The 14,399-nt window shown below is 47.9% G+C and carries 13 protein-coding genes and 1 tRNA gene; 1 reads left to right on the forward strand and 13 read right to left on the reverse strand.

Annotation, left to right across the window (positions count from 1 at the left end):
- Positions 1-15: 15 nt before the first annotated feature.
- Positions 16-2,109: a 6-phosphofructokinase gene (locus DESPODRAFT_RS05435; RefSeq protein WP_004071973.1), complete on the forward strand. Its 2,094-nt coding sequence runs from the start codon at positions 16-18 to the stop codon at positions 2,107-2,109.
- A 970-nt stretch (positions 2,110-3,079) separates the two neighbouring features.
- On the opposite strand, the gene ahbD is transcribed toward DESPODRAFT_RS05435, so the two are convergent.
- The 13 genes from ahbD to rpoN all read right to left on the reverse strand — a co-directional run bounded on the left by ahbD (position 3,080) and on the right by rpoN (position 14,399).
- A complete protein-coding gene (gene ahbD / locus DESPODRAFT_RS05440) occupies positions 3,080-4,183 on the reverse strand; it encodes a heme b synthase (RefSeq protein WP_004071975.1) in 1,104 nt (367 codons plus the stop codon).
- Positions 4,183-5,160, reverse strand: coding sequence for a porphobilinogen synthase (gene hemB / locus DESPODRAFT_RS05445; RefSeq protein WP_004071976.1), 978 nt, complete (start codon positions 5,158-5,160; stop codon positions 4,183-4,185). Before hemB ends, ahbD begins: the two co-directional genes overlap by 1 nt.
- On the reverse strand, positions 5,160-6,350 hold the full coding sequence (gene ahbC / locus DESPODRAFT_RS05450; RefSeq protein ID WP_004071978.1) for a 12,18-didecarboxysiroheme deacetylase: 1,191 nt from the start codon (positions 6,348-6,350) through the stop codon (positions 5,160-5,162). The genes hemB and ahbC overlap by 1 nt, the downstream gene beginning before the upstream one ends.
- On the reverse strand, positions 6,347-8,092 hold the full coding sequence (locus DESPODRAFT_RS05455) for an AAA family ATPase (RefSeq protein WP_004071980.1): 1,746 nt from the start codon (positions 8,090-8,092) through the stop codon (positions 6,347-6,349). Before DESPODRAFT_RS05455 ends, ahbC begins: the two co-directional genes overlap by 4 nt.
- A gap of 280 nt (positions 8,093-8,372) precedes the next feature.
- Positions 8,373-8,457 (reverse strand) — tRNA-Leu (locus DESPODRAFT_RS05465).
- Between the two features lie 16 nt (positions 8,458-8,473).
- Positions 8,474-8,770: a preprotein translocase subunit SecG gene (secG, locus tag DESPODRAFT_RS05470; protein WP_004071984.1), complete on the reverse strand. Its 297-nt coding sequence runs from the start codon at positions 8,768-8,770 to the stop codon at positions 8,474-8,476.
- 11 nt (positions 8,771-8,781) lie between these two features.
- Positions 8,782-9,537 (reverse strand): triose-phosphate isomerase, encoded by a 756-nt coding sequence (tpiA, locus tag DESPODRAFT_RS05475; protein ID WP_004071986.1) that lies wholly within the window; start codon positions 9,535-9,537, stop codon positions 8,782-8,784.
- 12 nt (positions 9,538-9,549) lie between these two features.
- Positions 9,550-10,557, reverse strand: coding sequence for a type I glyceraldehyde-3-phosphate dehydrogenase (gene gap / locus DESPODRAFT_RS05480; protein ID WP_004071988.1), 1,008 nt, complete (start codon positions 10,555-10,557; stop codon positions 9,550-9,552).
- 65 nt (positions 10,558-10,622) lie between these two features.
- Positions 10,623-11,042 carry a PTS sugar transporter subunit IIA gene (locus DESPODRAFT_RS05485; RefSeq protein WP_004071989.1) on the reverse strand — a complete coding sequence of 140 codons (420 nt, stop codon included), beginning with the start codon at positions 11,040-11,042 and terminating at the stop codon, positions 10,623-10,625.
- Between the two features lie 10 nt (positions 11,043-11,052).
- A complete protein-coding gene (rapZ, locus tag DESPODRAFT_RS05490; protein ID WP_004071991.1) occupies positions 11,053-11,934 on the reverse strand; it encodes an RNase adapter RapZ in 882 nt (293 codons plus the stop codon).
- A gap of 2 nt (positions 11,935-11,936) precedes the next feature.
- Complete coding sequence (locus tag DESPODRAFT_RS05495; RefSeq protein WP_004071993.1) at positions 11,937-12,395, reverse strand: PTS sugar transporter subunit IIA; 459 nt, start codon at positions 12,393-12,395, stop codon at positions 11,937-11,939.
- Positions 12,396-12,409: 14 nt separating this feature from the next.
- The gene (gene hpf / locus DESPODRAFT_RS05500; RefSeq protein ID WP_004071995.1) at positions 12,410-12,943 is read right to left on the reverse strand and encodes a ribosome hibernation-promoting factor, HPF/YfiA family; all 534 of its coding nucleotides are present in this window, start codon (positions 12,941-12,943) and stop codon (positions 12,410-12,412) included.
- 13 nt (positions 12,944-12,956) lie between these two features.
- The gene (rpoN, locus tag DESPODRAFT_RS05505; RefSeq protein ID WP_004071997.1) at positions 12,957-14,399 is read right to left on the reverse strand and encodes an RNA polymerase factor sigma-54; all 1,443 of its coding nucleotides are present in this window, start codon (positions 14,397-14,399) and stop codon (positions 12,957-12,959) included.

Consider the following 14,399-nt stretch of genomic DNA (forward strand, 5'->3'; position numbering starts at 1 on the left):
AATTTTGGAGTAATAATGGACGAAAATACCCTGAAGATCCCCTCCGACGTGCGGGCGAAAGCGCTTCAAACCATGAATGAGGAAAGCATGGAAAATGTAGCACGAAGACGGTTTTCTCCTGAAAAAATAGAGATATTCAATGGATCACTTACATCTCTTCAGACAATGAATGAATACCGTTTTTTGAAAGATACCGAGGCCGAACGTATGCTGCCCGGAATTATCAACAACCCCGTACAGCAGGTGATTACAGAGCCTAACCCCGATGAAAATGCAAAGGCAAAGTTTTCAAAGCCGCGACACATCGGTGTTGTTTTTTCCGGCGGCCCGGCTCCGGGTGGGCATAATGTAATTGCAGGCCTTTTTGACGAGATGAAACGTTTCAACAGTGCGTCAAAGATGTTCGGGTTTATTAAAGGGCCTGAAGGACTGCTTGAAAACCGGTACATTGAGATCACCCCGGAACTGGTGGACACCCACCGGAACATGGGTGGTTTTAACATGATTAAAACCGGGCGGACCAAAATTGATTCCGGCAGCAAAATGGAATTGGCATTGACCGTATGCAAGGGATTGAATCTTGATGCATTGGTCATCATTGGCGGGGATGATTCCAATACCAACGCCGCCTTCCTGGCCCAGCATTTTAAATCTTCCGGGATCAAGGTTATCGGCATCCCCAAAACCATTGACGGCGATATCCAGGTAAAAACAGAAGAGGGCAAGGTGTTGTGCGCCACCTCCTTTGGCTTTCATTCTGCGGCCCGGGCCTTTGCACAAAATATTGCCAATCTGGCCAATGACGGCAGTTCCGATATTAAATACTGGCATGTGTGCAAGGTTATGGGGCGGGTGGCAAGCCATCTTACGCTGGAGACAGCCCTTCAAACCCATGTGAATATCGCTTTGATCGGCGAAGAGTTAGCAGATTATGTGGACCAGGACCGTATGGTCAAATCCCTGGGCCAGGGGGGGCAGATGGATTATAACGCCTACGGGATGACCCTGCGCCATCTATCCCGGGTCATTTGTGATATTATTGTCCGGCGGGCGGCATTCGGCAAAAATTACGGGTTGATGATCATTCCGGAAGGCATTCTGGAATTTATCAACGAGATCCAGGTGTTCATCACAAAACTCAATAAAATCATTGCGGATTATAATAGAATCCATGACCTGGATTTTCACAGAACATTTTCCACCCTGAACGAAAAATTGGATTATTTGCGCAGGATATCCCAGGGGATGATGGACAAGGGGCGGTTTCCCATATGGAATATCCGGGACGATGAGTTGTTCAACCAGCTGCCCGGATTTTTTAGGGAAGGGCTTCTGGTGGAAAGGGATCTTCACGGCAATTTCCAGTTCTCCCAGGTTAAAACCGAGAAGATCATCATGGACATGGTCAAAGAGTATCTTGACGTGCTCAGAGAGCAGGGGCTTTACAAAGTAGGTATTCTCCGGGATGATTATGTTTCGCTTATGGATGATGCGGGCATGGATCCGGACCTGTTTGCCCCGGCATTGTTTAAAAACCCTCAGGATAAATACGTGCTGGTCAAGCCGGATATTATCTCCCTTAAAACCTTGAAGATTGCCCTGGTCCATGCCGGCATGCTGGATGACGAAGAACAGATACCTGCGGTCCTTGTAAATATATTTAGAAAATCCCAGGCTGATTTTAATATCCAGACCCATTTTTACGGGTATGACGGCCGGGGCACCGATCCAACCTATTTTGACTGCTGTTATGCGTACAATTTAGGACTTACGGCCTTTCATCTGATTACAGGCGGGGCCACAGGTCAGATGGCGGCCATTATCAATTTAGAAAAAGACTTTCACCAGTGGCAGCCGGCAGGTATACCCATTGCCCGGCTCATGCACCTTGAGGAACGCAAAGGACGCCTGGAACTGGTCATGGAAAAGAGCCTTGTTGATCTGGAATCCAACGCCTTTAAGGTGTTCAAGGCTGTAAGGGAGGATTGGGTGGCAGCCTGTGCTTGTCCTGATCAGTTCAGAAATCCGGGGGCCATCGGGTTTTCCAAAGAGATGGAAGAAGACCGGCCTTTAACGCTCCGGCTCAACGCCTTGCAATCCCAGGAATAGACTTGATATTACCGGACTGCCAACACAGTGCGCATCAGGGAGACAAAATTATTATAAAATAGGCTCAATTATCTAAAATTTCATATACAATTCTTGCACCAATCTATTAAAATTTCACTAAACAAGCACAAAAAACAACATTTGGGCAAGCGAGCAAAGGGCTTGCTCCATTCGCTTGTCGAACTTTTGGTCAAATAAGACCTTGAAACGCAACATGAGCCTATGATGATATTGGCGTACAAAATGTTGTCAAACAAAGGCTATGATCAGACTTTCCTGGCCTGTACCATGTAAAAATTAACCGGACAGCACTGGGTTACGAGCAGTAACATTTTGTAATGTTAAATGCATTTTTTGTAACTGATCTTTGTGTATTAAAAGGGTGTTTTTTAAAAAAATCTTTGAAATCATAATGTTATCGTCTTTGGTATGCCATTTGAATTGTCTGATATTGGCTTGATGCAGCAAACAATTGATTTGCTGCCGGCAGGTTATAATTCTGTATTAAAGGAGAAAAGAATGAAAAAAACAAAATCAATCTATTTTGTCGTTATAATCTTGACTTGTTTGATTTTCCCAACCATTAGCTCTGCACATCCATCGTCGAGGCATGAAGGATTTCGGCATGGTCCGCCCCCACCGTGGGATAAACGATTCATGAACTGTCCGCCGCCACATAGAGGATTCATGTACGGCCCACCACATCGACATAGACAACGATTTAGGCACCATCCACCGCCACCACGACATAGAAGATTTAGGCACGATCCCCCATCTCATGAACGATTAGTGATACCCATACCCATACCCATACCGTTACCACACAACCTGTTTTGACACGGTCTGTTAGCGCCACAAGCGTTTAAGTTGTTTGGGAAAAAATAAATGCTGAAGATATAGAACTAAAGCATAGGACTCGGATAAAATCCCCCCATATTTATTGCCGATTTATCCGAGTCCCTTACGCTGTCTAATGTCGGGCCGGCTGATATGTGCACAAGGGTTCCTGGGCCAGGTAATTGCCGGTAGCCTCGTATGCCCTGGCCCGGCATCCGCCGCACACCTGTTTGTATTCGCAGATGCCGCATTTGGGTTCAAGATTGTTGAAATCCCGCAATTTGTTAAACACTTCTGAATTTTCCCACACATCCTTGAAATGCGTGGTTTTTATGTCTCCGCAGGTGACGTCTAAAAAACCGCAGGTCTGTACCCGGCCCACATGGGAGATAAAGCAGAATCCAGTCCCTGCAAGACAGCCCCTTGTGACTGCATCAAGCCCATGGGTTTCAAAGCTGACTTTTTTGCCCTCGGCCTTGGCGCGCTGGCGCAAAATCCGGTAATAGTGAGGGGCGCAGGTCGCTTTAAGCTGCAAAGATGTTTTCTCCCGCTGGTCGTAGAACCAGTTGAGGGTTTCTTCGTACTCCTTTGCATCAATGGCCGTATCCACAATGTATTTCCCTCGGCCCGTGGGTACCAGAAGGAAAATGTGGTGGGCCGCCGCCCCCAACGATTCTGCCAGGGCAAGGATGGCAGGAATTTCATTAAGATTGGTTTTTGTAATAACGGTATTGATCTGAAATTCCAGTCCGGCAGCCTTTGCGGTTTTTATGCCGTTTACTGCCCTGTCAAAAGCCCCGTCAAGACCCCTGAACGCATCATGGGAGGCCGCTGTCGAGCCGTCCAGACTCACGGAAATGCGCTTGATGCCGCTTTTGATAAGACGTTTCACATTGTCTTCATTGAGCAGGGTGCCGTTGGGAGCCATGACCATGCGAAGGCCGATTTTGTCTCCATAGGCGGCAATATCAAAGATATCATCCCTGAGCAGCGGTTCGCCGCCGGTGAGAATAATGATGGGTTGCCCCACCTCTCTGATCTGGTCAAGAAGTTTGAAAGACTCTTCGGTGGTAAGTTCGTTGTCGTATACATGATCTTCTGCAGCAGCCCGGCAATGTTTGCAGGTCAGATTACACCGACGGGTTGTCTCCCAGGCCACAAGTCGCAGGGTATTGTTTTTACCGGCGGCGTGGGGAGCACCATGTCCCGGGGGGTGTGTTTTGTGGGGATGCGCCATCAGTTGTTCAGCTCCCTTGCCACATCAATGGCCGAGTAGGTCATGATGATGTCGGCTCCGGCTCGTTTGATTGATAACAGGGTCTCCATGATCATGGCTTTGCCGTCCACCCATCCCATCATTTCAGCCGCTTTGATGATGGAATATTCACCCGATACGTTGTATGCAGCCACAGGCAGATCAATTTCTTCCCTGACCCTGTAAATGATATCCAGGTAGGAGAGTGCCGGTTTTACCATGATGATGTCCGCACCTTCCTCGATGTCCATGGTGGCTTCCCTGATGGCTTCAAGGGCGTTGGCCGGATCCATCTGGTAGGTTTTGCGGTTCCCAAATTTGGGTGCGGATTCGGCAGCTTCCCTGAAAGGGCCGTAAAAGGCAGATGCGTATTTTACGGCATAGGACATGATGGGCACATGGGAAAAGCCCTCGTCATCCAGGGTGCCTCTGATTTCAGCCACACGACCGTCCATCATATCGGAAGGGGCTACCATGTCGGCGCCTGCCTGCACATGGGACAGGGCCGTTTTTGCAAGCAGATCCAGGGTGGAATCATTGTCAATGGTCCCGTCATCCATAACCATGCCGCAGTGACCGTGGTCCGTGTATTCACACAGGCAGACATCGGTGATCACCGTAAGATCCGGTACCTGTTCTTTGACGGCTGAGACGGCTTTTTGAACGATGCCGTCATGGGCATAGGCCTGGGTGGCAAGGCAATCTTTTTTATGGGGAATCCCGAACAGCATGATGCCTGGAATGCCCGCATCTTTGGCTTGCTTTGCCATGGTGACAATATGGTCGATAGAGAGCTGGAACTGCCCGGGCATGGAATTGATGGGCTTTTTAACGGATTTGCCTTCAACGGCAAAAAGGGGAAGAATCAGATCGTCTCTGGAAAGCTTTGTTTCCCTGATCATCCGTCTGAAATTGTCCGTGGCCCGAAGCCGTCTGCCCCTGTATTCGGGAAACAGCATTATACATTCTCCTTTTTGATCTCTTCATCCGTAAGATAACACGCAGGATCAGAATCCCAGGGATCATTGGCAACGGATTCAGCCCTGGCCCTGAAATTTCCGGCACAGATATCCAGCCACCGGCACTCTGAACAACGGCCTTTTACGTGTTTTTTCTTTTCTTTCATTTTCATCAAAAATTCGTTTTCAGGATCTGTCCATATTTCGCTGAAGGGTCTCTCTTTGATGTTGCCGAAACTGATCTCCCGCCAGAACTGATCCGGATGGACTTCACCATCCCAGGAGATGCAGCCGATGCCTCGACCCGAGTTGTTGCCTTCGTTCATCTCAAGCAGTTCAAGTACTTCGGCTGCCCGCTCGGGGTCTTCTTTGAGCAGCCGTTGGTAGAGGTATGGACCATCTGCATGGTTGTCCACGGTGAGGATCTCCTTGGGTTTGTTGCGATCGTGAAGATCCCTGGTGCGGTCCATGATCAGGTCAAGCACTTCGCGGGTCTCCTCGTGGCTTAAATCCTCCTTGGCAATTTCCTGGCCGCGGCCCGAGTAGACCAGATGGTAGAAACAAGCCCTGGGAATATTTTTTTCTTCCAGCAGGTCAAAAATACCGGGGATGTCCTTTACGTTTCTTTTATTCATGGTGAAACGAAGTCCGACCTTAATCCCGGCTTCCTGGCAGTTGTCAACGGCCTGCAATGCCTTTTGATAGGCACCGGGAACGCCTCTGAACATATCATGGGTGGCTTCAAGTCCGTCCAGGCTGATCCCCACATAGGAGAGTCCCACCTCTTTGAGCTGCTTTGCTTTTTCTTTGGTGATCAGGGTGCCGTTGGTGGAGATGACGGCCCGCATGCCCTTGGATACGGCATACTGGGCATATTCCACAAGGCGTGGATGCATCAGCGGCTCCCCGCCGGAGAAAAGCAGTACCGGCACCCCAAATTCTGCCAGGTCATCCATCATGGCAATACTTTGTTCGTGAGTCAGTTCATTGTCATAGACAAGATTTTCAGACTTGGCATAGCAGTGAACGCATTTCAGGTTGCACCGCCGGGTCATATTCCAGACTACCACCGGCTTTTTGTCCTTGGAGAACTGAAGCAAATGGGAGGGTAGTTTGCTTGAATGCCTTGAATAACGTAACGTATCCGAGGGTTCCACAGTGGCGCAGTAAAGTTTTGAAATTCCAATCATTTTATCTCTTTTCTGATAAGGTCGTTGAGGTAATTTTCGTGGTCGGTTAATGCTTCTTTGCACAGGAAAAATCTTGCTTTCCCGGTTTTCTCCCGAATCAGGTTAAGGCCGTCAAAAAAATCCGTGTAAATTTTTGAAAGGATTTCATCCGTGCTGGCATTGTGCTCTATGAACTGCTGGATGAGAAAATCGGCTGCATCTTCTTCAAACACGACATTTAAAGCATAGTTCCTGGAAATTTCCAGTTCCATTTCTTTTACGTTGTCATAGAATTTTTTGACCTGTTTAACCGCATCTTCAATTTCCATGACATGAGCCGTGTAATACTGTGCCAGCATTTTTGTGCGAATCTGTGTTAAGGTCAGCCCGTGACGGATGGAAAATATCTTCCAGTTTTTTGTTATATAGTCATTGATGTAATCCGAAAAAAGGGCCAGGGCATGGTTGTATTCTGCCTCGTATCGTTCCTTATCATTGCCCTGGATAAGATCGTTTAAAATTAGTTCCGGGGTGATCAGCACCTGTTTGGTAATGGCGAACTGACCGACGGATTGGGAAGGCAGTTTTTCTTCGAAGGGTAGCAGGGCTTCTTCAACTACGGAGACAAGCCCCCGGGCCCCGGTATTTTCTTTGTTCGCCCTTGATGCGAGCTCTTCTAACGCCTCGTCGGTGAATACCACATCAATCCCGTATGATTTAAAATCAAGGCGTTTGCTTAAAATTACGGGATTATTAGGCATTTTCAGGATGTCGTAAAGATCTTTCTGGGTCAGTTCATCCAGCACACAGCGCACGGGTATCCTGCCGATAAATTCGGACTCAAATCCATATTCCACCAAATCCTCTGACCGGGTTGCCTTTAAAAGTTCATTTTCTTTTCTGGCGTGGGTCAGCGATGCGCTGAATCCGATGGCCTGCTTGCTTAATCGCTTTTTCACCACATCTGTCAGTCCTGAAAACGCGCCTGACAGAATGAACAGAATATTGGCCGTATTCACCCGTCTGGCCGTACGTTTTCCAGTTCTCTGGAATGCCTCAAGCTCCTGCATCATGGATACGGGATCATGGGGTACCTTTAAATCGACCTCGGTCTCTTCCATAGGTTTGAGCAGTGCCCGTTGAACTCCTGTCCGGGATATCTGGGCGCCTATGACATTGGGGCTGGCAGCAATCTTGTCCACTTCATCTATATAGACAATACCACACTCCGCAAGCTCAATGTCATCCTTGGCCTCTTTAACCAGATCCCTGATCAGATCCTCCACATCCCCGCCCACATAACCGGTTTCGGAAAATTTGGTTGCATCCGCTTTGACAAAAGGCACCCCGATTTTTTTGGCGATAAGCTTGATCAGATAGGTTTTTCCAATACCGGTGGGACCGAGTAACAGGATATTGCTTTTGATATTACCCGTGATCTTGAACGGTTCCGTGTTCATGGTTTCCTGATGTCGGATTCGGTTGAAATGGGTGCAGATTTTTGTGGCAAGAACAGATTTAGCCTTGTCCTGTCGAACAACATACTGGTCAAGGTAGCTGATCAGTTCCGAAGGCTTGATATCGAAATCAATCAGCTTTTTTTTCCCCGACTTAGGTGTTGTGCCGGTAATAATTTCCTGTTGGGGCTGGATGGAAGGTGTCAAAATTTTAACACTGCCACCAAATTTTTTGTTCAAAAATTCCCCAAGCTCTTTTTCTATTTTTTTCGGGTCAGGCCCGGTGGCGTCATTGTGATAAGTCATAATTATTTATAATAAGGTTGTCTGCCCATAATTCAAGGCGCAAGTTCGACGGCCTATTTCTTTTTTTCTTTAAAATATTCACAGGGCTTTCCTGAAGACTGGAATACTGTGATGCTGGGCAGTTGGCGACTTTTAAACCCCAATGCCCTGCAGCCGTTTGGATGGGCCGGTTCCCAGGTGACATAGAAAAATTGGCACTTGTAACAATTTCTTTTGTTGTCTTCGTCCATATCAATCTATAAAAAAAAGCCGCGACAATCATGCCGCGGCTTTAAATTAATGGTGCCGAAGGGGAGATTTGAACTCCCACGGGTCTCCCCACACGCCCCTCAAGCGTGCGTGTCTACCTATTCCACCACTTCGGCAAAAAAATATTTATATTCATTCTGATGCTGGTGCCTGCTGTTCTGCGGGTGCAGATACGCCTTTCATGACGCTGGACTGAGACTGATGCCCTGACATATAAGCCAAGGTCAGAGATGTTATCATGAAAATAATGGCCACGACCGTGGTAATTTTGGTCAGAATGTTTGCAGGTCCGGCTGCTCCGAAGAGGGCCTGGCTGCCTGCACCACCCATAGACACACCCATCTCTGCGCCTTTGCCGGTCTGCAACAGTACAACAAGTATCAGAAAAATGCAAACTGCGACGTGTATTGCCACTAAAATACTTGTCATATTAAAAAAGTCTAAAACCTAATAATTTCATTAAAATCTTCCGGGTTCAGGCTCGCGCCGCCAACCAATGCACCATCGACATCTTCAAGTTGCATCAGGTCTTTAATATTTCCTGGCTTTACTGATCCGCCGTATAAAATTCGAATCGTTGCAGCCAGACCCTCTGCGTATTTTTCCTTGAGCAGATGTCGCAAAAAACCGTGGACTTCCTTGACTTGCTCAGGCCCGGCAGTCTTTCCGGTGCCAATTGCCCATACCGGCTCATAGGCCAGGATCAGGGTGTCAAGATCTCCAAGATCAAAGCCTTTTAACCCATCTGTTATCTGTTTGTCAAGGATAAAAAAAGTTTCATCTGCATCCCGCTGGCTTTCGGTCTCTCCGATGCACATAACCGGAATAAGTCCTGCATCAAGGGCAGAACGGATTTTAAGTCGGACGCTTTCATCGGTCTCGCCAAAGTACTGTCTACGTTCGGAGTGGCCTATAATTACGTAATCGGCACCGGCATCCTTGATCATCGGACCGGACACTTCACCGGTAAACGCCCCTTCCGTTCCCGGGTAAATGTTCTGGGCCCCCAGCCGGATCGGGGACGATTTGCCCAGGGCCGCCGCCACCAGGGGCAGGGACAGGGTTGTGGGTGCAATCATAATATCAACGCCATCCACACCTTTGCTTAAGTGTGCCAGCTGTTTTGCGGCAGCAACAGCCTGGGTACCGGTCTTGTACATTTTCCAATTGCCGGCAATCAATGGAATTCTTGTCATTTTTTCCCTCCTTTAAAGGGCATTGCCCACCATGGCAGCCAGATCAACCATGCGGTGTGAGTAACCTGCCTCGTTGTCGTACCATGAAAATATTTTTACCATCTCTCCGTTGATGACATCCGTGCAGGAGGCATCAACAATGGAAGAAAGCGGACAAGAGTTGTGATCAATGGATACCAGAGGTGTGTCGCAATAGCCCAGATAACCCTTTAGGTTCGTTTCGGACGCCTTTTTAAGTGCCTGGTTGATCATCTCCTTGGTCAGATCCTTTTTCTCGGTGGTGACCACGAGATCCACAAGGGATACATTGGGTGTGGGTACCCGCACGGCAAGGCCGTTGAGCTTGCCTTCAAGCTCGGGCAGTACCAGGGAGACCGCTTTGGCTGCCCCTGTGGTGGTGGGAATCATGGAGAGGGCGGCTGCCCTGGCCCGGCGCAGGTCTTTGTGGGGAAAATCAAGCAGGCGCTGGTCACCCGTGTAGGAGTGAATCGTGGTCATGAGCCCGCATATAATACCGAAATTTTCCAGCAGAACTTTGGCTACAGGTGCCAGGCAGTTGGTGGTGCAGGATGCATTGGATAAAATATGATGGGCACCGGGATCGTAATCTTCATGGTTTACGCCCATGACAATGGTGACATCCGGATCCTTGGCCGGCGCAGAAATGATGACTTTTTTGGCCCCGCCTTCAAGGTGTTTGCCCGCAGTTTCACGATTTCTGAAAAGGCCGGTGCATTCCAGGACAATGTCCACGCCGGCATCCGCCCAGGCAATCTGGGCAGGATCCTTTAACGCGGTTACCAAAATCTGTTTCCCATCCACGGCAATGAACCCCTCTCCATGGGTGACCTCGTTGGGTAAGCGTCTGTGGACAGAGTCATATTTAAGCAGATGGGCAATGGTTTCGGTGTTGGTCAAATCATTGATGGCCGTAATTTCAATCGCATCATTTTCCAAAGCAGCCCGAAAGACCATGCGTCCGATCCTGCCAAATCCATTAATTCCTATTTTTACCGTCATTATTAGCCTCCTTCAAAAATGAAATTAAGTCCATACCCGAAAGGGGAAAGCAGGCATGGCACAGGTTAGGATAAGGACCGGCTGGTCCCTTTGAGGATGTCGCTGGCAAGGGAAATGCTTTTTTTCCCGTGTTCAATCAGGGCTGCGGTCAATGCTTTAATATCCATCTTCTTCCGGGTTGTTACGGCTTTGAGAAGAATGGGCAGGTTGACGCCTGAAATCACCTCCACCTTTCCTTCTTCAAGAAAGGCGTAGGCCAGGTTTGAAGGTGTACCTCCGAACATGTCGGTTAAAATAATAACGCCATTTTCGCAATAGACATCTTTAATGCCCTGTTTGATTTTGTTGCGTAAGATTTCCGGATCCTCTTTGATGTCTATGGCTATGGTCCCGAGTTTTTCCTGCTTGGTCCCTAAAATGAACTCCAAGGTATCAATTAATGCTGCACCCAGATTCGCATGGGTGACAATTAGAATTCCTGTCATAGTTTGCCTGTTATGTTTCTTTGATGTCTCTGTCAATGTCTCTGTGCCGCAAGCTTGGGTTCAGCCCCTTTTTCATCAGCCGTTCAAATACGGCCCGGGAAATGGCGACACTACGGTGGCGGCCACCGGTACAGCCCAATGCAAGTGTTAGATATGCCTTGTTTTCTTTTTTATATAAAGGAATGAGATAGTCGATAAGGTCGTTATATTTTTTTAAAAAGGTTTTTGTCTCCGGGTTTTCCAGGACAAAGACTTTTACCGCATCGGATTCTCCGTCATGGGCTTTGAGTTCCGGCACAAAATAGGGATTTGCCAGAAAACGCAGATCCACCACAATATCCGCATCCACCGGGATGCCGTATTTGTAACCAAAAGACATGATATTCAGTTTCATCAAGTTTTCAAAACCGGTCTCCTTGGATACAAGGTTGTGTATTTCTGCTTTAAGCTGATGAACATTGAAATTAGAGGTGTCAATGATCTGGTGGGCCAGCTTGCGGATGGAGGCCATGCCTTGTTTTTCAGACTTGATACTCTCCAGAAGGTTCTTTTTATCACCCACCGGGTGGTGCCTGCGGGTTTGACTGAACCGTTTGACCAGGGTCTGGGTATCTGCCTCAAGAAATATGATGACTGGAGAAACGCCCATCTCCTCTAAAGCAGAGACGCCTGAAACAAATGTATTTAAAAAAGTTTTTGACCGCATATCCATCACAAAGGCTGCGCCCTTGACTTTGGCGCTTTCCCCCAACAGCAGCTCAAGCACCTTGGGCACAAGCTCCATGGGCATGTTGTCGATGCAGTAAAAGGATGCATCTTCAAATGCCTGGGCAACCGTTGTCTTCCCGGAACCTGAGATGCCGGTGATGATATAAACCTTGAATTTTTCCATTGTCAAAATTCTTCGTCATTTTCCAGAATGATCTGATGGATCTGCTCTGTTGAACCTGCTGCCAACAGTCGTTCTTTAAACTGATCCATTTTCAGCAGCTTTGAAATCTGGGCAAGAACTTTCAGATGACCGCCTGTGGAGTGTTCAGGTGTCAGAAGCAGAAAGAAAAGATGGACGGGCCGGTTATCCAGAGACTCAAACTCAATACCTTTAATGCTGCGCCCAAATCCAACAGCAATGGATTTCACCGTCTCCAACTTGCCGTGGGGAATGGCAATGCCGCCGCCGATGCCTGTGGAGCCTAAATGTTCCCGTTCCAGCAGGACCGCTGTGATATCTTCGACTTCGGCCCCGGCCACCGGAGAAACAGCCTGGGACAGTTCTTTTATGGCCTCTGGTTTGTTTTTGGCTTTCAGGTCTGCGATAATAGCGTCCAGCTTTAGAATGTCACTGATTTTCATTGGCTCCGGCCATCCTATCCTTGGGGGGCAATTAGTCCCAGTTTTCCGTTATTGTGTTTATAAATCACATTGACCTCTTGTGTGCGGGCATTAACGAATACATAAAAAGATTTTTTGCCCGACGCCAGTTCAATCACCGCATCCTCAATGTCCATGGGTTTTGTTTCAAGGGGTTCTTCAATAATATCAACCACGTCCCCGGGCAAAGGCTCATCAATGCTGAACTCACGGGTATCGGTCAGGCTTGACTTGTTGCCCAACAGGTGTTTCTTTATCTTTTCTTTGTGTTTTGTGATCTGGCTTTTGACTTTATCCGCCAGGATATCAATGGCGGCATACATGCTTTCGGACGCTTCCTTGGCATGGATGTTCAGCGAGCCGCTGGTTAACGTTATTTCGGCAATATGCCTTATTTTTTCAACGCTTAAGACAACATTGGCCTCGGCCGGACCCTCCAGCATCTTGTCAAACCGTTTAAGCTTTTTATTTACATAGGATTTCAGGGGATCGGATGCTTCTATCTGTTTGAACGTGATGGTGACTTGCATAGATGAGCTCTCCCTATAATTGTTTGCGTTTGTTGGACGGCAGAATATTGAGTACCTTTCTGTATTTTGCCACGGTTCGCCGGGCAATCTGAATATCTGATTCCTGCAGAATTGCGGCGATTTTATCGTCACTTAAGGGTGCGTTGGGATCTTCATTGTCAATGAGTTGTCTTATTCTCTCCTTGACGCTGGCCGATGCCATGGAAGGTCCGTCCCCCCGTTCTATGGAGCTGTTGAAAAAATATTTCAACTCAAATAGTCCCTGGGGGGTGTACGCGTATTTGTTTGTGGTCACCCGGCTGATCGTAGACTCATGCATTTCAATATCTTCGGCAATATCTTTTAAAATCAAAGGCCGCAGATAGGCAATGCCCTTTTCAAAAAAATCCCTTTGAAACTTGATGATGCTTTCCATCACCAGATAGATGGTTTTCTGGCGTTGATGAATGGATTTTATCAGCCAGGAGGCGGACTGCATCTTTTCATTAAGATAGGTCTTGGTCTCCTTGGGTATTTTTTTGCCGGTGGCTACGGCTTCCCTGTAGAATCTTGAAATTTTTAATTTGGGAAGGCCGTCATCGTTCATCACAATCTTAAAATCATCCCCGACTTTGTAAACATAGATATCCGGGGTGATGTAGGCGGGTTCCTCCGTGGCAAATTTTCTGCCGGGCTTGGGTTCAAGAAACTGGATGATTTTTACTGCAGCCCGCACATCCTCAACGGAAATTTTAAGGGCATTGGCAATTTTTTTACTGTTTCTGTTTTCAAGATTTTTGAGATGATCCGTAATAATCCGGGTGATGATATCGTTTTCAATGCCCAGTTGCCGGACTTGAATCAAAAGCGTCTCGCACAGGTTTCTGGCACACACGCCGGGGGGGTCAAAGGTCTGGAGTACAGCCAGCACTTTTTCAACGGTTTCAATATCGGCCCCGGCACTCTGGGCCAACTCCTCCACGTCGGCGCATAAATATCCGTCCCGGTTCAGGTTGCCGATGATGACATGACCCAGTCGCTCCTCTTCGTCCGGCAGATCCGAAAGCATCAACTGCCACTTTAAATGGGCTTCAAGGGTTTGTTTCTCGGATGTAAATGATTCGTAATTGGGCGCTTCACTGTTTTCAGACTCCATGTAGATTCTACCGGTGGAGTTATATTCATTGATATAGTTTTCCCAGTCCGTATCCGAGCGCACCCGCTCTTCAATGGTAACTTCTTTGACAGGGGCTTCTATTTCAGCTGTCCGGGTTTCGGTTTCCTGGGCCGTGATGGCTTTGTCAGAGGCCTCATCAATGGAGATTTCTTCAAGCGCCGGATTTTGCTCCATTTCCTGCTGGATCATTTCGGCAAGTTCAAGCCTGGAGAGCTGAAGCAGTTTGATAGCCTGTTGGAGCTGGGGTGTCATGACCAGCTGCTGGGTCAGTGCAAGGCTTTGTTGTAATCCAAGTTCCAT

This window comes from Desulfobacter postgatei 2ac9 (genome assembly GCF_000233695.2).
Lineage (GTDB): Bacteria > Desulfobacterota > Desulfobacteria > Desulfobacterales > Desulfobacteraceae > Desulfobacter > Desulfobacter postgatei.